The organism is Candidatus Bipolaricaulota bacterium (genome assembly GCA_021159055.1).
Taxonomy (GTDB): domain Bacteria; phylum Bipolaricaulota; class Bipolaricaulia; order UBA7950; family UBA9294; genus S016-54.
The window spans coordinates 1-20,434 of record JAGGSO010000160.1 but is presented as its reverse complement, the minus strand read 5'-3'; the positions used below and the strand labels follow the sequence as shown (position 1 = coordinate 20,434).

Genomic DNA, 20,434 nt, shown 5'->3' with positions numbered 1-20,434 from the left:
ACCCCTTCGTTGTAGTTGGCGGCACGGCCGCCTGAATATCCGGATTTCTTATCCTAGCAGAATTCCTCCACTTTTTCCACGGGGAGACTCCGACCGCTTATTGATCTCTCGCTCCGGAGCAGATGCATGCCCTATCGATATGGGGAAGGGCGTGCTGGAACAGACGCGGATAGCGGGGATTCCTAGACCCTGCGTTCATCCCCCGCCGACCGGAGGGATGAATGCGACGCTCGCCCCGTCTTTGAGCTCCGTGTCGAGCCCAGCGAGGAAGCGGGCGTTCCTCCCATCGATGAGGATGTTCACGTAACCGCGGGCAAGGCCGTCCCGAAGCTCGGAGTAGAGGGCCGGTTGGTCCTCCGCCAACCGGGAGAGGAGGTCGGCTAACCGCGCCCCGGCGGGAAGCTCGACCCGAAGCGGAAACTGGTCGATATGGGCCCGCAGCCCGCCGAACGCCTTCACTATAACGTCGATCTTCTGATTCATGCTGCAGACCAGGTTACCCGGCCCGACGGAGGAAGACAACTCCTGAATTGGCACGGGAAGGGGGGCCGGGTATAATCGACCCATTCCGATGGGAGAGGAGTTGGTGATGGATAAGAAACGCGTTCTCGTGTGCAGTGCCTGGCCGTACGCCTCCGGGGTCCCTCACCTCGGGAACCTCGTCTCATCTCTCCTTTCCGGAGACGTCTTCACCCGCTACTGGCGGATGCGCGGTAAAGACGTGCTGTACGTTTCCGGAAGCGATGCACACGGGACGCGAATCGAGTACGAGGCCCGGCAGCTCGGGATCTCCCCGGGGGAGCTCGCCGCCCGCAACCATGAGAAGATCGTAGAGGTGATCAACGGGTTCGGAATCGAATTCGATAACTATACGACGACGGAATCGCCGGTGCACAAGAAATTTGTGCAGGAGATCTATCTCCAGATGGAGCGCAACGGCTATATCGTCACCCAAGAAGAACGCCGTGCCTATTGCCGCAACTGCAAGATATTCCTCGCTGATCGGTTCATCACCGGGACCTGTCCCCACTGCGGTTACCCCCACGCGCTGGGGAACCAGTGCGACTCCTGCGGGGCGATCCTCGAGCCGGAGGAGCTGGTGAACCCGGTGTGTAGCTTCTGCGGGAAGAGCGACATCGAATTCCGGCCGACCAAGCACTGGTACCTCGACCTCGAGAAGCTCTCCCCCAAGCTGCTGGAGTACGTGCGGTCGCGGAACTTTCAGGGGAACGTAAAACTGTTCACCGAACGGATGATCGCCGACGGACTGCGGCCGCGGGCGATGACGCGCGATATCTCCTGGGGGATCCCGGCCCCGTTCGCCGGGGCGGAGGGGAAGGTGATCTACGTGTGGGGCGAGGCCGCCCTCGGCTACGTCTCGGCGGTGATCGAGCACTTCAACGGGGATGAGCAGTGGAAGGAGTTCTGGTTCGGGGACGACGTCCATCAGGTCTACGCGATCGGCAAGGACAACATCCCGTTCCACACCCTGATCTTCCCTGGCCAGTTGATCGCCTCCGGCCAGGGGTATCACCTCCCGGATCAGATCGCAGCGACCGAGTACCTGAACTGGATCGGAGGCCAGTCGTTCTCCAAGTCACGCGGGATCGGGCTCTACTGCGATGACGCCCTCGAGGTCCTAGATCCTGAGTATTGGCGGTTTTACCTCCTGTACAACCGCCCGGAGGGGCGCGACGTCAACTTCTCGTTCGAGGAGCTCGATAAGTCGATCAACGGGATATTGATCTCGAACATCGCCAACCTCATCAACCGAGTCCTGTCGTTCATTCAGACCCGTTATTCCCGCGTTGTACCGGACGAGTCGCTCGATCCCGAGATCGCGGCGCGCCTTGAACAGGGAAAAACGGTATATGAGAAGGCGTTCGCGGATGGATCCCTCTCCCGCGCCCTGCACGAGGCGGCCGGGCTCGCTGTCTTCGGGAACGAGTACTTCCAGCGCAAGGCCCCGTGGGAGACGGGCGATGCTGTCGCGGTCGGAAGCGCGTTTCACCTGGTGAAGGGAATAGCGGTGATGCTCTATCCGTTCGTCCCCAAATTCGCTGCGGATGTCCTGCAGGCGATGGGGATCGGTGCCCCGAAGTGGGAAGAGATCGATTCCCCGGACGGCGGCCGTGAGATCACGGAGCGGCGCGTTCTGCTGGAAAGGATAGAGATAGCGCAGGTGAAATCGCGGATCGAGGGAGTAGGCAAGGGAGAGAGAAGAGTGCCGTTCGAGGAGTTTGAGAGGCTCGACCTGCGGATCGGGGAGATCCGGGCGGCGGTCCCGATTCCGGGGACGGACCGTCTCTACCGGCTTACGATCGACGTCGGAGGAGATCTCAGGACGAGCGTCGCCGGGCTGCGTCGGGAATATCCCCATGACGCCCTGATCGGGCGGAGGGTCGCGGTGGTGGCGAACCTTGCCCCGACCACCATCAAGGGGGTAAAATCCGAGTGTATGCTCCTTGCGGCGAAGGGGGATGAAATCGCCCTCCTTTCTCCGGACAAGGATGTCCCTCCGGGGACGCGAATCGGCTAGCCCTATTGAAAAGGGAAATCGGTATCGCTAAAATCAGTTTTGATTGAGGTGTTTTGGTATGTATGCTGTGATTGAAACGGGCGGAAAGCAGTACCGCGTTGAACCGGGGATGCTCCTCGAACACGAGCGGCTCGACGGGGTCAATCCCGGTGAGCCGGTCACGTTCGACAAGGTTCTCATGGTCGTGACCGATGACGGGGTTAAGGTGGGGAATCCCTACCTCTCCGGCGCGGCGGTCAAGGGCGAGGTGAAGGAGGAAGGGCGCGGCGACAAGATCGTGGTCTTCCGCTATAAGTCCAAGAAGGGTTACCGCCGCAAGAAGGGGCATCGCCAGCCCTACATGCGGACCCGGATCACCGCGATCGAGGCATAGGAGAGAACATGGGGGAGATCATAGTCCAGCGGGATGAACAGGGGCGGATCGCCGCCCTGATCGGGGAAGGATTGGAGGATTCGACCCCAGCGGCGCGGACCGGGATGTACCTCCTGCGCGCGGCGGAGGAAACGCTCTCCGAGTACCTGCGCCTGTCCCCGGCCCTCACCGCGACGGACGCGGTTCGGCTGATCGTCGACCGGAGCGATCCCCTCCTCAACCGGGAGATCGATGCGGTGATGGAGACGGTCGTCAGAGGGCTGAAGCTCCTGGCACAGGATTTTCCGGACGAGCTCGCGGTACACGAAGCGACCCTAGGGGTAAAGGTTTGATGGAGGATTACTGATGGCACATAAGACGAGCACTGGCTCCACTTCCAACGTCCACGACAGTCCGGGTAAGCGCCTGGGCGTGAAGCGGTTCGGTGGTGAGTGGGTGAACGCGGGGACGATCATCGTCCGCCAGCGCGGGACCAAGTACGGCCTGGGGAAGAACGTCGGCCTGGGACGGGATTTCACGATCTACGCCACCGCTCCGGGTTATGTCCACTTCGAAGGGCACAAGAAGACTTACGTGAGCGTCCTGCCGACGCGGGAGGCGTAGCGCCCCCCGATGGCCGCCCCCTCTAGCAGCTGATGTTCCTCGACGAAGCAAAGATTCGGGTCCAGGGCGGTCGCGGTGGAGACGGGATAATCAGCTTCATCTCCAACCGCCACAACCCACGCGGCGGTCCGGATGGGGGAAACGGCGGTCCGGGCGGGGACGTGGTGATGCGCGCCTCGCTCCGTATGTCCACCCTCTACTCATTCCGCAACGAACCGACGTTCCGCGGCGGGGACGGAGCCCCGGGCGGACGCAACCTGCGCCAGGGGGCACGCGGCAAGGATACGGTCATCGAGGTCCCGGTGGGGACTGTGGTGCGTGACCTTGCGACCGGCGAGGTGATCGCCGACCTGACCACACCTGGGGAGGAGGTTGTCCTCGCCCGCGGCGGGGAAGGGGGGCGGGGAAACCGGAGCTTCACCACCTCGGTCCGTCAGGCGCCGCGCATCTGCGAGCGTGGATTGAAGGGAGAACGGAAGACCCTTCTCCTCGAGCTGAAGCTGATCGCCGACGTGGGGATCATCGGCTATCCGAACGTGGGAAAGTCGAGCCTGATCTCGCGCATCTCGGGGAAGAAGGCGAAGGTAGCCGATTACCCGTTCACCACGCTCGTCCCTAACCTGGGAGTAGTGGATGTGGACGGGGTCCACCAGTTTGTGGCGGTCGACATCCCCGGGCTGATCGATGGGGCGCACGCCGGCAAGGGGTTGGGGGACAAGTTCCTCCGCCATGTGGAACGGACGCGCCTTCTGATCCATATGGTCGATCTAGCCGGACTGGAGGGGCGCGATCCCCTCTCCGATTATGCCCGGATCAACTCCGAGCTGCGGGAGTTCTCCGCTTCGCTTGCGACACGGCCCCAGATCGTGGTCGGAAATAAAGCGGACCTGATCGAAGAATCCGCGATTGATAGAGCAGTAGCCCGGTTCGCAGAGATCGGGGTCGAGCTCCATCCGATCTCGGTGGCGACCGGAGCCGGGGTGCAGGCCCTGGTGCGGCGTACGTTCGCCCGCCTGGAGGCACTGCGCGAGAAATCCGATGCCCCGCCCGCGCCGGTGGTCCGCCGTCGTGTGTACCGCTATCATGGGGAGACCGGTTTCAGGATCGAGCGGGAGGGGGAGGCGTTTGCCGTTCGCGGGGCCGAGGTGGAGAAGCTGGTGAAGAAGTTGGTCCTCGACAGCCGCGATGCCTGGGAGTACCTGAGCGAGCGCCTGGAACGGATGGGCGTAATGCGCGAGCTGCACCGCCTCGGGTGCGCGGACGGGGATCTCGTGCGGATAGGAGACGTGGAATTTGAGCTTAGAAGGTAAGACCGGGCTGTTCGGGGGGACGTTCAACCCGTTGCACAACGCCCACCTCCTCGTAGCGGAAAAGGCCCTTTCCCAGTTCGGGCTGCGGGAAGTAATTTTCGTCCCGTGTGGGATCCCGCCGCACAAGGAGGTCGCCGATGGGGTGAACAAGGAAGACCGTTACGAGATGGTGCGGCGGGCGATTGCTGGCCGGCCGCGGTTCTCCGTCTCCCGGATCGAGATCGATCGGGCGGGGCCGTCCTATACGATCGACACGATCCGGGCCATGAAGGGGGAGCATCCGGAGGGACTGTGTTTCATCGTGGGGGCGGACCTGCTCTCCCAGATCGAGACGTGGAAGGAACCGGAAGCGCTCCTTGCGAGCGTCCCGTTCATCGTCGCTCCGCGTGCCGGGGTGGATATGCGGATATTCTCCGCCCCGCCGTTCGATCGGGCCGAGATCCACTTCCTCGACATGGAGGAGGTCGATCTATCCTCCACCTGGGTGCGGGAGGCGGTGCGGGAGGGGAGGGGATACGAAAGCTACGTCCCTCCGGCGGTGGCGGATTATATCAAGGAACACGGGTTGTATCGGGAACTAACAACAGCACTCACATAAGGAGGAGGTAAGGATAAAGGAGACACTACGCGTCAACGAGCGGATCAGGGAACCCGAGATCCGCGTCATCGACGAGAACGGGAACAATCTCGGGGTCATGCCGACAGAGCAGGCGCTCGCTCTGGCTAAGGAGCGGGGGCTCGACCTGGTGGAGGTCGCCAGGCAAGCGACTCCGGTGGTGTGTAAGATCGTCGATTACGGGAAATACTACTATCAGCAGGCGAAGCGCGAGCGCAAGCAGAAGCACCGTTCCCGGTTGAAGGAGATGAAGTTTACGATCAAGATCGGAGAACACGATTTTCAGACGAAGATGAGGCGGGTACGCGAGTTCCTCACCAAGGGGGATATGGTGCGGGTGAGCATCTTCTTCCGCGGGCGGGAGATCGTGCACATGTCGCGGGGGCAGGACCTGCTCAAGCGGGTCGCCGCCGAGGTGAGCGACATCGCGCGGGTGGACCAGCCCCCGAAGGCGAAGGGGAAGGTCCTGCAGATGCTCCTCGTTCCGACCCAGACCCGCCAAGGACAATAAGGAGGCGAGAATGCCGAAGCAGAAGACACATCGGGCCGCGAAGAAGCGGTTCAAGATACTGAAGAGCGGGAAGGTTCTGCATCACATGTCGAACTACTTCCACAAGAACATAAAGAAGCGGCCGAAGTCGAAGCGCCAGGCGCGCCATGCCAAGGAGCTCACCGGCAGGCCGGCGAAGCGGATCAAGCGGATGATTCAAACCTAACGGAGGAGAAAGATGCCACGTGCACGGGGAGGTAACAAGAGACTAGAGAGCCGCCGGAAGATCATGCGGCTCGCCAAGGGATTCAAGGGTAAGCGCGGGACGTCACACCGGATCGCCAAACAGTCGGTGATGAAGGCGATGCGGAACAGCTACATCGACCGGCGGCGGCGCAAGCGCGACTTTCGCCGGTTGTGGATCACCCGCATCGGCGCGGCGGCGCGCCAGCACGGTCTCTCCTACTCCGAATTCATGGGGGGGCTGGAGCGGCGCAAAGTCGGACTGAATCGGAAGATGCTCGCCGACATCGCGGTGCGGGACGCCGAGACGTTCGCCAAGCTCGCCGAGATGGCGAAGGAAGAAGCGGTCAAGGGATAATGGACTTCCAGTCGATCGTCCTTAAGCTGCACGATTACTGGCGCGCGCGGGGGTGCCTGATCTTGAACCCGTACGACGTCGAGACCGGGGCAGGGACGTTCAACCCGGCCACGTTCTTCGGGACCCTCGGCCCGGACCCGTGGCGGGTCGGATACGTCGAGCCGAGCCGGCGGCCGACCGACGGCCGTTACGGCGAGAACCCGGTCCGGTTTCGGCTTCATCACCAGTATCAGGTGATCCTGAAGCCGGCCCCGGCCGACGTGCAGGAGGTCTACCTCGCGAGTTTAGAGGAGCTCGGGCTGCGACTGGCCGACCACGACGTCAAGTTCGCCGAGGACGATTGGGAATCGCCGACCCTGGCCGCGTGGGGAGTCGGATGGCAGGTGTGGCTCGACGAGATGGAGATCACCCAGTTCACCTACTTCCAGCAGATGGGCGGGATCCCGCTCGACCCGATCTCGGCCGAGCTCACCTACGGGCTGGAGCGGATCGCCCTCCTCCTCCAGGGGAAGGAGAGCGCGTTCGAACTCGACTGGAACGAGGACGTCCGCTACGGGACGCTGTGGCGGGACAAGGAGCGGGAGTTCTCGGTCTACAACTTTGAACGGGCGAACGTCGAGCGGATCCAGGAGATGTTCCGGCTCTGCTCCGACGAGTGCCGGGACAACCTCGCGGCCGGGCTCGTCTACCCGGCGTACGACTACGCCCTCAAGTGCTCGCACCTGTTCAACATCCTGGACGCGCGCGGGGCGATCAGCGTGACCGAGCGGGAGAGCTACATCGCCCGCATCCGTGCCCTCGCCGTCGGATGCGCGAAGGCATACATGGAAAAGAGGGAAGATGCCTGACCTGTTGTTCGAGCTTGGAACCGAGGAGATGCCCGCGCTCGAGATCCCGCGCCTCGGTGAGGGACTGCGAGCCGGGGTGGAGGCGGATCTCACCGCGCATGGACTCACCCATGGCCCGATCGAGCTCTACTACACCCCGCGGCGGATCGCGATCATCGTCCACGACCTCGCCGCGCGTCAGGCCGACCGCGTCGAAGAGGTGAAGGGGCCGCCAGCCGCGGTTGCGTTCGACGCGTCCGGAAGCCCGACCCAGGCGGCGATCGGGTTCGCCAAGGCACAGGGGGCGACGGTGGACGACCTGGAGACACGCCAGGTCGGAGGGAAGTCCTACCTCTATCTGCGCCGTACCGTCCCCGGGCGGGAGACGGTGGAGCTTCTCCCTGGGATCCTGTCCGAATGCGTGCGCCGGCTCCGCCCGAGCAAGTCGATGCGCTGGGACGACTCCGGGCTGGCCTTCATCCGCCCGATCCGCTGGCTCGTATGTCTGTACGGGGATGCCGTGGTGCCGGTGCAGCTCGGTCACCTGACCGCGGGACGGACCACGCGCGGGCATCGATTCATCGCCTCCCAGTCCATGGAGATTCAACGTGCCTCCGACTACACGGCCGTCCTCGCCGCGGCCCTCGTGATCGTCGACCCAAAGGAGCGGGAGGAGACGGTCATCCAGGCGCTCAAGGAGGCAGCGGCGACCCGGGGCGGTGACTATCTCATCGATTCGGTCCTCCTCTCCCGCATCGTTAACGGAGCTGAGCATCCGGTCCCGGTGATCGGACATGTCCCGGAGGAGTTCCTCGACCTCCCGGCCGAGGTCGTGCAGGCGACGCTGCACGAGGAGGGAAAGTTCGTCCCGTTCGTACTTTCCGACGGGACCACCCCGTACTTCATGGGGTTCCGCGACGGGCTCCCCGACGAGAAGGGGATCGTGCGCGCCGGATTCGAGCGGGTGGTCCGCGCTCGGTTGCGCGACTCGCGCTTCTTCTTCGAGAAGGATCGTGCCCGTCCACTTGCCGATCGGGTACGGGAGCTGAGGAGCGTGATCTACGACGTCCGCCTCGGCTCGGTGTGGGACAAGGTGGAGCGGATCAGGGCGATCGCCGGACTGATCGCCACGGCGGTCGGAGCTCCGGCGGCTGCGGTCGACCGCGCGGCGTTCCTGTGCAAGGCCGACCTCGTCACCGAGCTGGTGAAGGCGTTCCCCGAGTTGGAGGGGACGGCTGGCGCGATCTACGCTCGCCTTGATGGCGAACCGGAGGAGGTGGCACGTGCGATCGGGGAGCACTATCTCCCGCGCGCGTCCGATGACCCTCTCCCGGAGAGCCCGGTTGGAATCACGATAGGACTGGCGGACAAGCTGGACACGATCGTCGGGGCGCTCCTCGTCGGCGAGGCCCCGAAGGGGTCGCGTGACCCCTACGGGATCAAGCGTCAGGCGAACGCGCTCGTGCGGATCGCGGTGGAGAAGAGAGTCGACCTCGACTTCATCGCGCTCGTCGGAGAGATAAAGGATTCCTACGCCGCGATCGAGCAGAAGGCGGAGTTATCCGATGTCATCGCGTTCATCTCCGACCGGGCCGGGCAGGTCTTGCGTCAGCGCTACGGGATCCCTCCCGATGTGGTGCAGGCGGTCAGCGCGGGTGGGATCGGAAACTTCCACCGCGCGTACCTGCGAGGGAAGGCGCTGGCAGACGCGAAGGAAAGCGAGGATTTCGCCGCCCTCAAGCTCGGTTTCACCCGCGTCCGCAACATCACCCGATCGGTGGCCCGAACCGACTTCGACCCCTCCCTGTTCACGAACGAGGCAGAGCGGGCGCTCTGGCGGGAGTACCTGAAGGCGGAGGGGGAGATCTCCCGCGAGATCGCGGCCGGGGACTACTCCGGGGCGCTGACGCGCCTCCTTGCGCTCAAGGGACCGATCGACCGTTATTTCGATGAGGTATTGGTAATGGACGAGGACGCCGCGGTCAGGAACAACCGCTTGGCGTTCCTGAACGCCCTCTCCGGGCTGTTCCTGCAGATCGGTGACATCAGCCTGATCGCGGTGGAGAACAGCAATTGATGAGTGCAAAGCCCACGACGGTAACGCTCACGGTCTCCGGGATCGAACTTACCGGATTTCACGGCGTATATCCGGAGGAACAAAGAACGGGGAATCGGTTCCGGATCGACCTCGAGATCGAAGGGGGCCTGGAGACGGCGGTAGAGACCGACCGATTGGAAGACAGCATCGACTACACGAAGGTGGTGGAGGCGGTCCGCGATGTTAATGAGAGTAAGAGATTTAAGCTCATCGAGTCCTTCGCTGGTGCGATCGCGGACGAGCTCCTGCACCGCTTTCTCGGGATAGGCCGGTTGACCGTGCGGGTGAGCAAGCTTGCCCCGCCCGGGCTGAGGAAGGGGATATGGGTAGCCTGCGAGATCACGAAGGAGCGGGGTTAGACGAAGAGCTCGTCTATTTCTGTCTTGGCTCCAACCTCGGTGATCGAAAGGCCAACTTGGAGTTTGGGATATCCGGCCTGAAGGAGGCCGGGGTGGAGATCGTACGGCGGTCATCGCTCTACGAGACCGAACCGGTGGAGTTGGAGGACCAGCCGTGGTTCCTGAATCAGGTGGTCGCTGGAAGGACCTCCCTCCCTCCACGTGCCCTGCTCGCCGCGTGCAAGCGGATCGAACGGGCTGCCGGACGGCGGGAGACGGTGCGCTTCGGCCCCCGCGTCCTCGACATCGACGTCATCCTGTACAAGGGGATGGTCGTGCACGAGCCCGAGCTCGTGATCCCTCACCCGCGCATGCTCAACCGGAGATTCGTATTGATCCCGCTCCTGGAGATCGCGCCCGACATCCGCGATCCGGAGACCGGGGTAGCCCTCGCACAGGTACTCGCAGGACTCGATGAGGGAAAGAAGGTGGCAAAATTAAAGGGAAACAGATTCTGATCTCGGTCGACTCCCCGGACGGGAAGGCGCGGCGGACCCGCGTCGCCATCCTCGAGGACGGCCGGTTGATGGAGATCTACTACGGGCATCCGACGCAGGAACGGATCGTTGGGAACATCTACAAAGGACGGGTGGAGGACGTCCTCCCCGGGATGGGGGCGGCGTTCGTGGACGTAGGGGAACGGAAGAGCCTGTTTCTCCCCCAGGGGGAGATAAACGATCGGGTGCTCAAGGAGCACGGGCTCAAGCCGTGGCATGGAGCAGCGCAGATCGAGAAGGTGCTGAAGCCTGGGCAGAGCATCGTGATCCAGGTACGCCGCGGCGGGATCGGGACGAAGAACCCCCAGGGGACGACGAAGATCAGCCTCCCCGGCCGGTTCTGGGTCTACCTCCCGACCGAGGATCGCCTCGGGGTATCGCGCCGGATCGAGGGGGTGCGCAAGCAGCGTCAACTCCGGCGGATCGCACGCGCGTTGAAGAAGGAGGGGGAGGGGATGATCGCCCGCACCGCCGCCCAGTGGGCGAGCGAGGATGAACTCGCCCGCGACTACGAACTCCTCGCTGAGACGTGGGCCGGGATCGAGTCCGCGGCGCAGCGTTCCTCCGCCCCGCAGCTCCTCTATAAGACCCTGGGGTTGGTGCAATCGATCCTGCGCGACCGGCTCCTCCCGGATGTGCACGAGGTCATCGTCGACTCCGAGTTCTTCCGGGAGAAGATCATCTCGTTCCTCGAGTACATGCATATGGAGGACTACAAGGACCGGATCAAGGTCCACTCCGGCAAGACGCCCCTGTTCGAGCACTATAAGATCGAGGAGCAGATCCAGGAGACGCGCTCGCGGCGGGTGAACCTGGCCGGTGGGGGGTTCATCGTGATCGACGAGACCGAAGCCCTGACCGCGATCGACGTCAACACCGGCGGTGATGTGCGCCACCGCACCCAGCAGGCGGCGATCCTGAACACGAACCTGGAGGCGGTGAAGGAGATTGCCCGCCAGTTGCGACTGCGGCGGATCAGCGGGATCATCATCATCGACTTCGTGGACATGGATTCCCAACAGCACATCCAGAAGATGATCGACGCGATCAAGGAGGAGCTGCGCAAGGACCGGGTATCAGCCGACTTCATCGACATCACCCCCCTCGGGCTGGTGGAGATCACGCGCAAGCGGGAAGGGGAGAGCCTCGCCGGGATGCTGAACGGGGCGGAGTTCGACGCTTGATCGGCGGATAGATCGGTGCTAGAATAGAGCAAGAACGGGCGAATAGCTCAGCTGGGAGAGCGTTCGGGTCACATCCGAAAGGTCGCAGGTTCGAGCCCTGCTTCGCCCATATCCTTATCCCTCATCCAGCGGCGCCAGTCCGGCGAAGAACCGCTCGAGGTCGACATTACCCCCGGTGAGGATGATTCCCACCCTCTTTCCCGTTAGATCGAGTGCTCCGGTTATGAGCGGAGCGAGCCCGATCGCGCTCGACGGCTCGACAATGATCTTCATCCGGGCCCAGATGAGGCGCATGGCAGAGATGATGTCCGCGTCAGCCACCCGGACGATCTCGTCGACCGCGGCCCGGATGACCTCGAAGTTGAGGGCTCCGATCGTGGTGCGCAGCCCGTCGGCGATTGTGTGCGGGGTGAAGTCGGTGATCCTCCTCCCTTCTCTGATGCCGCGGTAGGCGTCGTCCGCTCCGGCCGGTTCGCACCCGATGACCCGCGTTTTCGGTGATACGTGGCGGACGGCGACCGCCGTCCCGGAGACAAGCCCCCCGCCGCCGATCGGGACGATAATCGCGTCGAGCGGGCCGACCTCCTCGATGAGCTCCAGTGCTGTCGTCCCCTGCCCGGCGATCACCTCGGGATGGTCGTGGGAGTCGATCAGGACGGCCCCGGTCTCCGCCGCGATCCGCGCCGCCGTCTCCTCCCGCGCCCGTTGGGTCGGGGCACAAGTGACGACCTTCGCCCCGTAGTCACGGGCGGCGACGAGCTTCACCCGGGGGGCGTTCTCCGGGATGACCACGTATGCGGGGATTCCGAACTCCCGTGCCGCCAAAGCGAGTGCCTGGCCGTGATTTCCCGACGAGTGGGTGACGACTCCGCGGGACCGCTGGGCTGCAGAAAGGGCTGCGACCGCGTTCACCGCCCCGCGAAGCTTGAACGAGCCAGTCCGTTGGAAGTTCTCGCACTTGAAGAAGCAGGTGCACCCAGTGGTACGATCGATCGAGGAGCTGGTGAGGACCGGGGTACGGTGGATGTAAGGTGATATCCTCTCTTGCGCCGCTGACAGCCGCTCCCACATCTCCTCCAACATGGTGGAGGAAAGGATACCCGACGCGGCAGAGGATTCCAACCGTTGACCTTCCGCGGCGTCCAGCGTAGACTGGGTTTTATGGGTATCGTGATCGATGACATCACCACAGCGGATATTCCACATTACCTCGAATTCCTCCGCGCCGGATTCGGAGGCCCGCTCAGCGATCTCGGGACCGACCTTGGGTTCGTCTCCCGCATCCTCCGCGGCCTGCTGTGCGCGCGGGGAGCCCCCCTCCGGGCGGTGAAGCGAATCGCCGGGTATGAGGCGTTCGTCCTCATCGCCCGCCACGCGGGGAGGCCGATCGGTTGTCTCACGGTGGTCGGACGGAAGAGCCCCTCCCTCACCGGCGTGTACGTCATCCCTGAGTTCCGGGGGCAGGGGATCGCGTCCCGCCTGATCGAGACGGCGGTGAACCGGCTGCGGCAGGCTGGTCATGTGGAGGCACATGCCACGCCGCTCAATGCGATTGCGCAGCACTTGGTGGAGAAGGTCGGATTCATTCCCTATTCCTCCACTGCAGCGTACGAGCGGCTTCTCCCCCTCGAACTTCCGGCTGAGCCCGAGTTCACCGTCCGGCGATTGCGCGCGGGCGACCTCGGAGGCCGGTGTGAGCAGCACGGCCGGCCGTACGACCTCGGACCGATCGGACGTCTGTTCGGGATCAGGACGCGGCGGCTGGCCGCTGTCGGGCCGGATGGGGCAGCGGTCGCCGCGCTCCTGTTCGCGATCCACCGGGAACAGGTGGGGGAGGTGCGGCCGCTCCTCCTCCGATCAGGCGGGAAGGCGGGGTTGATCCCGATCCTGGCGGAGGCGGACCGCTGGTATCGGAGGTTGGGAAAGGAGAAGATAGGCCTGTACGTGGAGGAAGGGGACGAACCGCTGGGAGAGATCGCGCAGGCCCTTGGGTTCACCTACATCCGCAGCTGGACGCATCTCATCCTGAAATTGAACGGCGGGGCGGATTGACCCGCCCCGCCTGATTGAAATCGAGCACTACTTCCGCTCGCCGAGCGGGAGGACAGTCCGCCCGTGGGTCGAATTGATCAGGATCCCGGCCGAGGTGTACCACGCGATCAGCGCGCATAGGATTCCCTCGTACCCGGCGATCGTGTGCACGATCGGGACGAACTCGCCGATCGCAAGCAGGAAGAACAGGATCGTCAGAGTGATGAACACCCACGTCACCGCTTTTGCGAGTTTCAGCGAGGCGATCGTGGCGTAGAACGTGAATATCCCCCACGCGATCATGACCACCGCCACTCCGGCCGGGGTGACGTCGACGAACCCAGCCACGCCGGCGAGCCGCAGGAAGAAGAACGTGGCGAGCCCCATCCAGAACGCCCCGAACGAGGAGAAACAGGTCGCTCCGAACGTGTCGCCCCGGCGTACGTCCCACATCCCGGCCATGAACTGCGCGAGTCCGCCGTAGAACATGGCGACCGGCATCACGATCCCGATCGTCTTTGCGTCCACCCAGCCGGCGTTCACGATGTTCAAGATGAACGTGGACAGGGCGAACCCTCCCAAACCCAACGCACCAACGTTAGCGAGCTGCGGCGTATTCGTGTCGCTCAAGCCAGACCTCCTTTTATCCCTTGTAGCCGACCATCTCCTTCAGATGGTCGACGCTGTCCGGGTTCTGCAGCGTGGTGATGTCCCCGATCGGCTCATTCCGGACGAGCGCCTTCAACACCCGGCGCATGATCTTTCCGGAGCGGGTCTTCGGGACGTCCTCGACGAAGATGATCTCGTCCGGCCGTCCGGTCGGGCCGATCACCTTGGTGACCGTGTCCATCAGTTCCTTGCGGATCTCCTCCGACGGGGTGATTCCGGCCTTCAGCAGGACGAACGCGACCGGTACCTCTCCCTTCAGATCATGCGGGCGGGAGACGACCGCGACCTCGCTCACCTTGTCGTTCTGGGCGAGGGCGCTCTCCACCTCGGCGGTCGCCAGTCGGTGGCCGGCGACGTTCATTACGTCGTCGACGCGCCCGGTGATCCGGATGTTCCCCATCTCGTCCTTCCGCGCCCCGTCGCTCGTGAAGTAGCGCTCCGGGCCGTAGTCGGAGAAGTACTGGTTCTTGAACCGCTCCATGTCCCCGTAGATCCCGCGCGTCAGCGCCGGCGGGAACGGGTTGAAGATCGTGAGGTAGCCGCCGTCGCCCGGTTTCACCGGCGTACCACCGGAGTCGAGGATGTCGGCGATCACTCCGGGGAACGGCCGGCCGGCGACGGTCGGGATGAACGGCCCGATTCCGGGGAGGTTGTTCACCATGTTCGCCCCGGTCTCGGTCTGCCACCACGTGTCGATGATCGGGCAGCGGCCGCCACCGATCTTCTCGAAGTACCACAGCCAGGCATCGACGTTGATCGGCTCACCGACCGTCCCGAGCAGCCGCAGCGACGACAGGTCGTACTTCTCCGGCCACTCGTCCCCCCACTTGATGAACATCCGGATCGCGGTCGGTGCGGTGTAGAGCTGGGTGACCTTGTGCTTCTCGATGATCGCCCAGAACCGACCGTAGTCCGGGAAGTCGGGGGAGCCCTCGAAGATCAGGCTCGTCACCCCGTTCATCAGCGGAGCGTAGTTGATGTAGGTATGGCCGGTGATCCAGCCGACGTCGGCCGTGCACCAGAATATGTCCCCCTCGTGCAGGTCGAAGTTCCACTTCGCCGTGAGGTAGGACTGAACGGCGTAGCCGCCGGTCGTATGCATGATCCCCTTCGGCTTTCCGGTCGTTCCCGATGTGTAGAGGAGGAACGAGAGGTCCTCTGCATCGAGCTCCTCTGCCGGGCAGTCGGCGGACGCGTCCGCCATCAGCTCGTGGTACCACAGATCACGCCCCGGGGTCATCGACGCGCTCCCGTCGAGCCGCTTGACGACGACGACCTTCTCCACGGCAGTCCCCTCGATACCGGCGTCGGCGTTCTTCTTCAGGTCGATCTTCTTGCCGCGGCGGTAGTAGCCGTCGGCGGTGATCAACACCTTGGCACCGGCATCGATCAGCCGGTCGCGGAGCGAATCCGGGGAGAAGGCGGAGAACACGACCGAGTGCGGTGCGCCGATCCGGGCGCACGCCTGCATCGCGATCACCGCCTCAGGGATCATCGGAAGGTAGATCCCAACGCGGTCCCCCTTCTTTACCCCCAAGCTCTTAAGCACGTTGGCGAACTTGGAGACGAGCTCGTGCAGTTCGGAGTACGTGATCTTGCGCGGGGCCTCGTCGGTCGGCTCCGGTTCCCAGATTATGGCGACCTTATCTCCGTTTCCCGCCTCGATGTGCCGGTCGAGGGAGTTGTAGGAGAGGTTGATCTTTCCACCGATGAACCACTTGTACGCCTGCGGGGCGAACTCGTAGTCCTTCTCCCATTTCTTGAACCAGTGGAGCTCCTCGGCGTGCTTGGCCCAGAACTTCACCGGGTCGGCCTTTGCCTCGGCGTAGATCGACTCGTCGGCGACCCACGCCCGCTTCTTCATCTCTTCGGTCGGCCAGAAGACGTTCTCCTTGGCCGGGTCCTTCTTCACCCACTTGATCGGTTCGGACACTTCAAAACCTCCTCGCTTTAATGTTTAAAACCCTCATAGATACTAGCCTAACAATCCTTTCCCTGCAACACGCTGGAGAATTCGCTGCTCGACATGCCCCGCCTTAGGGCCTAACCAGCCGCCGATGACAGGTGCAATCTGTGGGACCACCTCCTGGAGCCGAATCGGAATGATCCTGTAGGCGGATCTTTCCGCTGTAAAAGTGACACCTGATTCAGGTATCACTTTAGTGCAGTACCGCCCGTTTGTCAACCCCAAAGAAGGTAGAGAAGCGACGCGGTGACACGGAAAGCGCTAGGCTGATGCAGGAGGAGAAGATCGATCACGACATGGCCGTGGGGGCATCGCGCTGCGGACCACTTGACAAACCCCTCGATTCGTGCTATGGTGAGAACGATCATGGACAGGATGAGAGGAATGCAACTGATAGTTAATGGCGTAAGCGGCTCTGTCCGCTCCTCTCATCTTGTTTATTGGATTACGCTGTTTGCGCCCGCCCGGGCCTAGTACTTACTACTAGGTTATAGCGGGCGCGGGAAGACTACGGGCGAATGCCTGTGGTCTTTTTTATTGGAGGGAGGTGATGGTGCAGAAGCAAATAGTGTAGTAGGTAAAATAAAATCATTAAAGGCAAGGAGGTTAAAGGTGAAAAAAGTAGTGACGTTGCTTATCATTGGACTGGTCATTGGGCTGAGCATCTCCGCAGTTGGAGCTGAGAAGATCAAGATCGGGGCGCTGATGTCGCTCACCGGTCCGCTAGGGCCGTACGGCCCGCCGATCGTCAACGGGGCGAAGCTGGCGGTTGAGCAGATCAACGCTGCGGGTGGAGTACTGGGCAAGGAACTTGAACTCGTTGTGCGCGATACGGCGACATCACCCGATGTAGGACGGGACGCGGCACGAAAGCTGGTGGAGCTCGATCACGTTCCCGCGATCGTCGGAGCACTGTCGAGCGGAGTGACGATCGCCGCTTCCAGCGTTACCATCCCGGCTGAAGTCGTCCTCATCTCCCCCGCTTCCACCTCCCCGGCTATCCCCGCGCTGAAGGATAACGACTACGTGTTCCGGACAGTCGTATCCGACGCGGTGCAGGGTATCGTTCTCGCCCGGATGGCGTTGCTCCTGAACTATCAGAAGGTCTCTGTGATCTACGTAAACAACGCCTATGGAAAGGGGCTTGCTGACGTGTTCAAGAAAAACTTTGAATCCTACGGCGGTAAGGTCCTGGCTGTGGTCCCGTACGAGGAAAACAAGCCCTCCTATCGGGGTGAGGTTGAGAAGGCGATTAGCGGAGATCCGGATGCCCTTATCATGGTCAGCTATCCGGTCGACGGAAACAAGCAGATTGTGGAAGCAGTCGAGGCCGGTTATCAAGGGAAATTCCTCTTCTCGGATGGGATGAAGGGCGAGGGAGTTGCCCCGGGACCGGCCTGCCAGTCCGGTGACAACCCCGGCCCAATCGAAGGGGCGTACGGGACAGTCGCCGCCGCCGGTTTCCGCACCGACCAGTGTGACGCCGACTATGAGGCCGAGTTCGGGAAGAGCACGGTACCTTACTACTACCAGGCGTATGACGCGGTGATGCTGATTGCATTGGCGATGGAACGGGCCGGCAAGGCAACTGGTGAGGCGATTCGGGACAACCTGCGCGCTGTCGCCAACCCACCGGGGGAGAAGGTCTACTACGGCGAGTTCGCCAAGGCGGTCTCCCTGTTGAAGGCGGGGAAGGAGATCAACTATGAGGGCCTCTCCGGCACGGTGGACTTCAAGGATAACGGTGACGTGGAAGGCGGGATCCTGATCTGGAAGATCCAGGACTGCCAGGTCGTCCCGGTGTTGACTGTTTCGGGATAAAGCCTCCTATTACTTCTTCTCTCCTCTTGTTGTGGGGTGGTCCGAAAGGGCCGCCCCCTTCTTTTTACAAAGGGGGCGGAGCAACAAGGGAGGAGGGAAAGAGACAGCAGTCAGTCGGAATCGGTCTTCTTCTGCTTCCGTGGAGGGAGGAGCCCCTGCGGACGCCACAGGAGGATGACCTCGAGGAGTAAAGCGATCAGGATGATCCGCAGGCTCGCCGCCTGGGTAGCAGAGACCGGGAAATACTTGGTAAGGAAGTCCGTCCCGGCCCAGATTCCCCACACGACAAAGCTTCCCAGGATTGCGCCGCGGTTGTTCCCACTCCCCCCGAGGATGAGCATCACCCAGATCAGGAAGGTGCCGTAGAACGGCTTGAACGAGGCGGGGGAGATGAACCGGGCATAATGGGCGTAGAGACTCCCGCCGACTCCCATCACCATCGCACCGAGGACGAGGGACTGGAGCTTGAACGCGAACGTGTTTTTCCCCAGCATCGCGGTGGCGTCCTCGTCCTCCCGAATCGCCCTGATCACCCGTCCCCACGGGGCACGCCCGAGCCGTTCCACAATCAAGTAGATGACGAGCAGGACGAACAGGACAAGCCCGAGGTAGAACCAGTCGTATGACTTGGCGATCAAGTCGTGCAGCCATCCTGGAATCCCGGGATGGGCCGCCAGAAACGCCTTAGCACCACCGTGGATCGTCTTGTACAGCGGCGCGGGGATCCCCTGGATTCCCCACACTCCGTTTGTCAACCAGGACTCGTTGTTGAGGACCAACCGGATCGACTCGGCGATCCCGATCGTGGCGATCGCCAGGTAGTCGGCACGCAGCCGCAGGGTCGGAATCCCGATGAGGAGAGCAACGATCCCGCACACAACCGCCGCCCCGAGGAGCCCGAGGATGAACGGGAGCTCGAACCCACCGAACGTCCTCCCCTCCCACGGGCTCGGGGCCGGACCGGAGATGAGGGCCGAGGTGTACGCCCCAAGGGCGTAGAACCCGGCGATCCCGATATTGAACAGGCCGGTGTAGCCCCACTGGATGTTCAGCCCCAGGGTGAGCACCCCGTAGGTTCCGGCCGTTATGGCGAAGAATACAATGTAGCTGAGGATACTGACGAACTGTTCCATCAATCGCTCCTTCCGAGGATCCCGGTCGGCCGGACCAGGAGCATCAGAATCATGATCACAAACGCCACCGCTGGCTTGTAACCGGTGGAGATGAACGCGGTGGACACCTCCTCCGAGATCCCGATGATCAGCCCCCCGATGATCGCCCCGTACGGGTTTCCAATTCCACCCAGGATCACCCCGGCGAATATGGAAAGGAGCATCTGCCAACCGAGCTCCGGGGTGATGAACTTGTTTTCGATCCCAGCGAATATCCCGGCCATCGCGGCCAGCCCTCCCCCGATCACCCACGTCAACGCGATAACCCGGTCGGTGTTGATCCCGGTCACCCGTGCGAGTGAGACGTTATCGGCCATCGCTCGCATCGCTTTCCCCATCTTGGTGTAGCGGAGGAAGAGGTGAACCAGGGTAATGATGACGAGCGCCATTAAGACGATGAATATCTCGTCCGATTTGATCCGTGCGGGAATCCCGGGGATGGGCAGGGCGACTTGAATCCGCTCGATGTAGTAGTGCGGCTGCGGTCCCCATGCAAACTGAAGGACATTTCGCAGCCCGAGCGCCAGTCCGATCGAGGACATCATGAGGATGATCGGGCCGGAATGGCGCAGCCGGCGGAACAAGAATCGATCGATTATAATCACCGCCACCGCGGTCAACCCGATCGCGAGGAGAGCGGAGAGGACGAATCCACCCCCAAACGAGAGCGGGCCGAGCGGAGTATTTGGCACTCCCAATGCGGTGAACAGACCGAGGAGGCCGAGGGTGATGTACGCCCCCAGGGCCATGATGTCGCCGTGGGCGAAGTTGGAGAACCCGAGGATGCTATAGGTAAGGGAGACGCCGATTCCTCCCAGTGCGAGGATGCTCCCTGAGATAATTCCATAGATCAGCAGCTGCGGTAATCTTACAAGTATCGACATATCGCTCCTATCCCCCGAGGTAGAGCTTCCCCACCTCTTCGTTGTTCAACAGGTTCTGTCCGGTGTCTTCGTACCGTTTCTCCCCGGCGGCGAGGACGTAGCCGCGGTGGGAGAGCCGGAGCGACTCCTTGGCGTTCTGCTCTACAATGAGGATCGCCACTCCGGTGTCATTGATCGCGATGATCCGGGCGAAGATCTCCGCTGCCAGCTTAGGGGCAAGAGCGGCCGATGGCTCATCGAGCATGAGAAGCCGCGGGTCGAGCATCAACGCCCGCCCCATCGCCACCATCTGTCGCTCTCCCCCGCTCATCTTCCCCACCCGCTGGTTGCGGCGCCGCTTCAAGGTAGGGAACAG

23 protein-coding genes and 1 tRNA gene are annotated in these 20,434 nt (G+C 62.7%); 17 read left to right on the top strand and 7 right to left on the bottom strand.

Going from position 1 to position 20,434, the window contains the following annotated elements:
• Positions 1–195: 195 nt before the first annotated feature.
• The gene (locus J7J55_08420; protein ID MCD6142717.1) at positions 196–483 is read right to left on the bottom strand and encodes a MoaD/ThiS family protein; all 288 of its coding nucleotides are present in this window, start codon (positions 481–483) and stop codon (positions 196–198) included.
• A 106-nt stretch (positions 484–589) separates the two neighbouring features.
• Here J7J55_08420 and metG point away from each other — a divergent pair, with 106 nt between their 5' ends.
• From metG to J7J55_08345, 15 genes are all read left to right on the top strand, one after another.
• Positions 590–2,539: a methionine--tRNA ligase gene (gene metG / locus J7J55_08415; protein ID MCD6142716.1), complete on the top strand. Its 1,950-nt coding sequence runs from the start codon at positions 590–592 to the stop codon at positions 2,537–2,539.
• 58 nt (positions 2,540–2,597) lie between these two features.
• On the top strand, positions 2,598–2,912 hold the full coding sequence (gene rplU / locus J7J55_08410) for a 50S ribosomal protein L21 (protein MCD6142715.1): 315 nt from the start codon (positions 2,598–2,600) through the stop codon (positions 2,910–2,912).
• An 8-nt stretch (positions 2,913–2,920) separates the two neighbouring features.
• The gene (locus tag J7J55_08405; protein ID MCD6142714.1) at positions 2,921–3,244 is read left to right on the top strand and encodes a hypothetical protein; all 324 of its coding nucleotides are present in this window, start codon (positions 2,921–2,923) and stop codon (positions 3,242–3,244) included.
• A 13-nt stretch (positions 3,245–3,257) separates the two neighbouring features.
• A complete protein-coding gene (gene rpmA / locus J7J55_08400) occupies positions 3,258–3,515 on the top strand; it encodes a 50S ribosomal protein L27 (GenBank protein ID MCD6142713.1) in 258 nt (85 codons plus the stop codon).
• Between the two features lie 32 nt (positions 3,516–3,547).
• Positions 3,548–4,825, top strand: coding sequence for a GTPase ObgE (obgE, locus tag J7J55_08395; protein MCD6142712.1), 1,278 nt, complete (start codon positions 3,548–3,550; stop codon positions 4,823–4,825).
• Positions 4,809–5,423, top strand: coding sequence for a nicotinate-nucleotide adenylyltransferase (nadD, locus tag J7J55_08390; GenBank protein ID MCD6142711.1), 615 nt, complete (start codon positions 4,809–4,811; stop codon positions 5,421–5,423). Before obgE ends, nadD begins: the two co-directional genes overlap by 17 nt.
• A 13-nt stretch (positions 5,424–5,436) precedes the next feature.
• The gene (gene infC / locus J7J55_08385) at positions 5,437–5,952 is read left to right on the top strand and encodes a translation initiation factor IF-3 (protein ID MCD6142710.1); all 516 of its coding nucleotides are present in this window, start codon (positions 5,437–5,439) and stop codon (positions 5,950–5,952) included.
• A 10-nt stretch (positions 5,953–5,962) separates the two neighbouring features.
• Positions 5,963–6,157, top strand: coding sequence for a 50S ribosomal protein L35 (gene rpmI / locus J7J55_08380; protein ID MCD6142709.1), 195 nt, complete (start codon positions 5,963–5,965; stop codon positions 6,155–6,157).
• A 12-nt stretch (positions 6,158–6,169) separates the two neighbouring features.
• The gene (gene rplT / locus J7J55_08375; GenBank protein MCD6142708.1) at positions 6,170–6,532 is read left to right on the top strand and encodes a 50S ribosomal protein L20; all 363 of its coding nucleotides are present in this window, start codon (positions 6,170–6,172) and stop codon (positions 6,530–6,532) included.
• A complete protein-coding gene (locus J7J55_08370; GenBank protein ID MCD6142707.1) occupies positions 6,532–7,380 on the top strand; it encodes a glycine--tRNA ligase subunit alpha in 849 nt (282 codons plus the stop codon). The genes rplT and J7J55_08370 overlap by 1 nt, the downstream gene beginning before the upstream one ends.
• Positions 7,373–9,436, top strand: coding sequence for a glycine--tRNA ligase subunit beta (locus J7J55_08365; GenBank protein MCD6142706.1), 2,064 nt, complete (start codon positions 7,373–7,375; stop codon positions 9,434–9,436). The genes J7J55_08370 and J7J55_08365 overlap by 8 nt, the downstream gene beginning before the upstream one ends.
• Entirely contained in the window at positions 9,436–9,816 is a 381-nt protein-coding gene (gene folB / locus J7J55_08360) for a dihydroneopterin aldolase (GenBank protein MCD6142705.1), read from the top strand. Before J7J55_08365 ends, folB begins: the two co-directional genes overlap by 1 nt.
• A complete protein-coding gene (gene folK / locus J7J55_08355; protein ID MCD6142704.1) occupies positions 9,780–10,313 on the top strand; it encodes a 2-amino-4-hydroxy-6-hydroxymethyldihydropteridine diphosphokinase in 534 nt (177 codons plus the stop codon). The genes folB and folK overlap by 37 nt, the downstream gene beginning before the upstream one ends.
• A 68-nt stretch (positions 10,314–10,381) precedes the next feature.
• Positions 10,382–11,536, top strand: coding sequence for an Rne/Rng family ribonuclease (locus tag J7J55_08350; protein ID MCD6142703.1), 1,155 nt, complete (start codon positions 10,382–10,384; stop codon positions 11,534–11,536).
• A 36-nt stretch (positions 11,537–11,572) separates the two neighbouring features.
• A tRNA-Val gene (locus J7J55_08345) sits at positions 11,573–11,645 on the top strand.
• Positions 11,646–11,650: 5 nt separating this feature from the next.
• On the opposite strand, the gene J7J55_08340 is transcribed toward J7J55_08345, so the two are convergent.
• Positions 11,651–12,607, bottom strand: a complete 957-nt coding sequence (locus J7J55_08340) for a pyridoxal-phosphate dependent enzyme (protein ID MCD6142702.1) — start codon at positions 12,605–12,607, stop codon at positions 11,651–11,653.
• Between the two features lie 90 nt (positions 12,608–12,697).
• Here J7J55_08340 and J7J55_08335 point away from each other — a divergent pair, with 90 nt between their 5' ends.
• Complete coding sequence (locus tag J7J55_08335; GenBank protein ID MCD6142701.1) at positions 12,698–13,588, top strand: GNAT family N-acetyltransferase; 891 nt, start codon at positions 12,698–12,700, stop codon at positions 13,586–13,588.
• Between the two features lie 27 nt (positions 13,589–13,615).
• Here the strand turns inward: J7J55_08335 and J7J55_08330 are convergent, their stop codons facing one another.
• Positions 13,616–14,197: an acetate uptake transporter gene (locus J7J55_08330; GenBank protein ID MCD6142700.1), complete on the bottom strand. Its 582-nt coding sequence runs from the start codon at positions 14,195–14,197 to the stop codon at positions 13,616–13,618.
• A 13-nt stretch (positions 14,198–14,210) separates the two neighbouring features.
• Positions 14,211–16,100, bottom strand: coding sequence for an acetate--CoA ligase (gene acs / locus J7J55_08325; GenBank protein MCD6142699.1), 1,890 nt, complete (start codon positions 16,098–16,100; stop codon positions 14,211–14,213).
• A gap of 807 nt (positions 16,101–16,907) precedes the next feature.
• On the opposite strand from acs, the gene J7J55_08320 reads away from it, so the two are divergent.
• Positions 16,908–18,023, top strand: coding sequence for an ABC transporter substrate-binding protein (locus J7J55_08320; GenBank protein MCD6142698.1), 1,116 nt, complete (start codon positions 16,908–16,910; stop codon positions 18,021–18,023).
• 110 nt (positions 18,024–18,133) lie between these two features.
• Here J7J55_08320 and J7J55_08315 read toward each other — a convergent pair whose 3' ends face one another.
• The 3 genes from J7J55_08315 to J7J55_08305 form a co-directional block, all read right to left on the bottom strand.
• Positions 18,134–19,156 (bottom strand): branched-chain amino acid ABC transporter permease, encoded by a 1,023-nt coding sequence (locus J7J55_08315; GenBank protein ID MCD6142697.1) that lies wholly within the window; start codon positions 19,154–19,156, stop codon positions 18,134–18,136.
• Positions 19,156–20,079 (bottom strand): branched-chain amino acid ABC transporter permease, encoded by a 924-nt coding sequence (locus tag J7J55_08310; protein MCD6142696.1) that lies wholly within the window; start codon positions 20,077–20,079, stop codon positions 19,156–19,158. Before J7J55_08310 ends, J7J55_08315 begins: the two co-directional genes overlap by 1 nt.
• 7 nt (positions 20,080–20,086) lie before the next feature.
• Positions 20,087–20,434, bottom strand: a 348-nt coding sequence (locus tag J7J55_08305) for an ATP-binding cassette domain-containing protein (GenBank protein MCD6142695.1), incomplete at its 5' end; no start/stop codon positions are given.

Bases quoted from the DNA above. Each gene is read 5' to 3' on its own strand.
- J7J55_08420 (MCD6142717.1), bottom strand. From the start codon at position 483: ATGAATCAGAAGATCGACGTTATAGTGAAGGCGTTCGGCGGGCTGCGG.
- metG (MCD6142716.1), top strand. From the start codon at position 590: ATGGATAAGAAACGCGTTCTCGTGTGCAGTGCCTGGCCGTACGCCTCC.
- rplU (MCD6142715.1), top strand. From the start codon at position 2,598: ATGTATGCTGTGATTGAAACGGGCGGAAAGCAGTACCGCGTTGAACCG.
- J7J55_08405 (MCD6142714.1), top strand. From the start codon at position 2,921: ATGGGGGAGATCATAGTCCAGCGGGATGAACAGGGGCGGATCGCCGCC.
- rpmA (MCD6142713.1), top strand. From the start codon at position 3,258: ATGGCACATAAGACGAGCACTGGCTCCACTTCCAACGTCCACGACAGT.
- obgE (MCD6142712.1), top strand. From the start codon at position 3,548: ATGTTCCTCGACGAAGCAAAGATTCGGGTCCAGGGCGGTCGCGGTGGA.
- rpmI (MCD6142709.1), top strand. From the start codon at position 5,963: ATGCCGAAGCAGAAGACACATCGGGCCGCGAAGAAGCGGTTCAAGATA.
- rplT (MCD6142708.1), top strand. From the start codon at position 6,170: ATGCCACGTGCACGGGGAGGTAACAAGAGACTAGAGAGCCGCCGGAAG.
- J7J55_08370 (MCD6142707.1), top strand. From the start codon at position 6,532: ATGGACTTCCAGTCGATCGTCCTTAAGCTGCACGATTACTGGCGCGCG.
- J7J55_08365 (MCD6142706.1), top strand. From the start codon at position 7,373: ATGCCTGACCTGTTGTTCGAGCTTGGAACCGAGGAGATGCCCGCGCTC.
- folB (MCD6142705.1), top strand. From the start codon at position 9,436: ATGAGTGCAAAGCCCACGACGGTAACGCTCACGGTCTCCGGGATCGAA.
- folK (MCD6142704.1), top strand. From the start codon at position 9,780: ATGGGTAGCCTGCGAGATCACGAAGGAGCGGGGTTAGACGAAGAGCTC.
- J7J55_08350 (MCD6142703.1), top strand. From the start codon at position 10,382: ATGGAGATCTACTACGGGCATCCGACGCAGGAACGGATCGTTGGGAAC.
- J7J55_08340 (MCD6142702.1), bottom strand. From the start codon at position 12,607: ATGTGGGAGCGGCTGTCAGCGGCGCAAGAGAGGATATCACCTTACATC.
- J7J55_08335 (MCD6142701.1), top strand. From the start codon at position 12,698: ATGGGTATCGTGATCGATGACATCACCACAGCGGATATTCCACATTAC.
- acs (MCD6142699.1), bottom strand. From the start codon at position 16,100: ATGAAGAAGCGGGCGTGGGTCGCCGACGAGTCGATCTACGCCGAGGCA.
- J7J55_08320 (MCD6142698.1), top strand. From the start codon at position 16,908: ATGTCGCTCACCGGTCCGCTAGGGCCGTACGGCCCGCCGATCGTCAAC.
- J7J55_08315 (MCD6142697.1), bottom strand. From the start codon at position 19,156: ATGGAACAGTTCGTCAGTATCCTCAGCTACATTGTATTCTTCGCCATA.
- J7J55_08310 (MCD6142696.1), bottom strand. From the start codon at position 20,079: ATGTCGATACTTGTAAGATTACCGCAGCTGCTGATCTATGGAATTATC.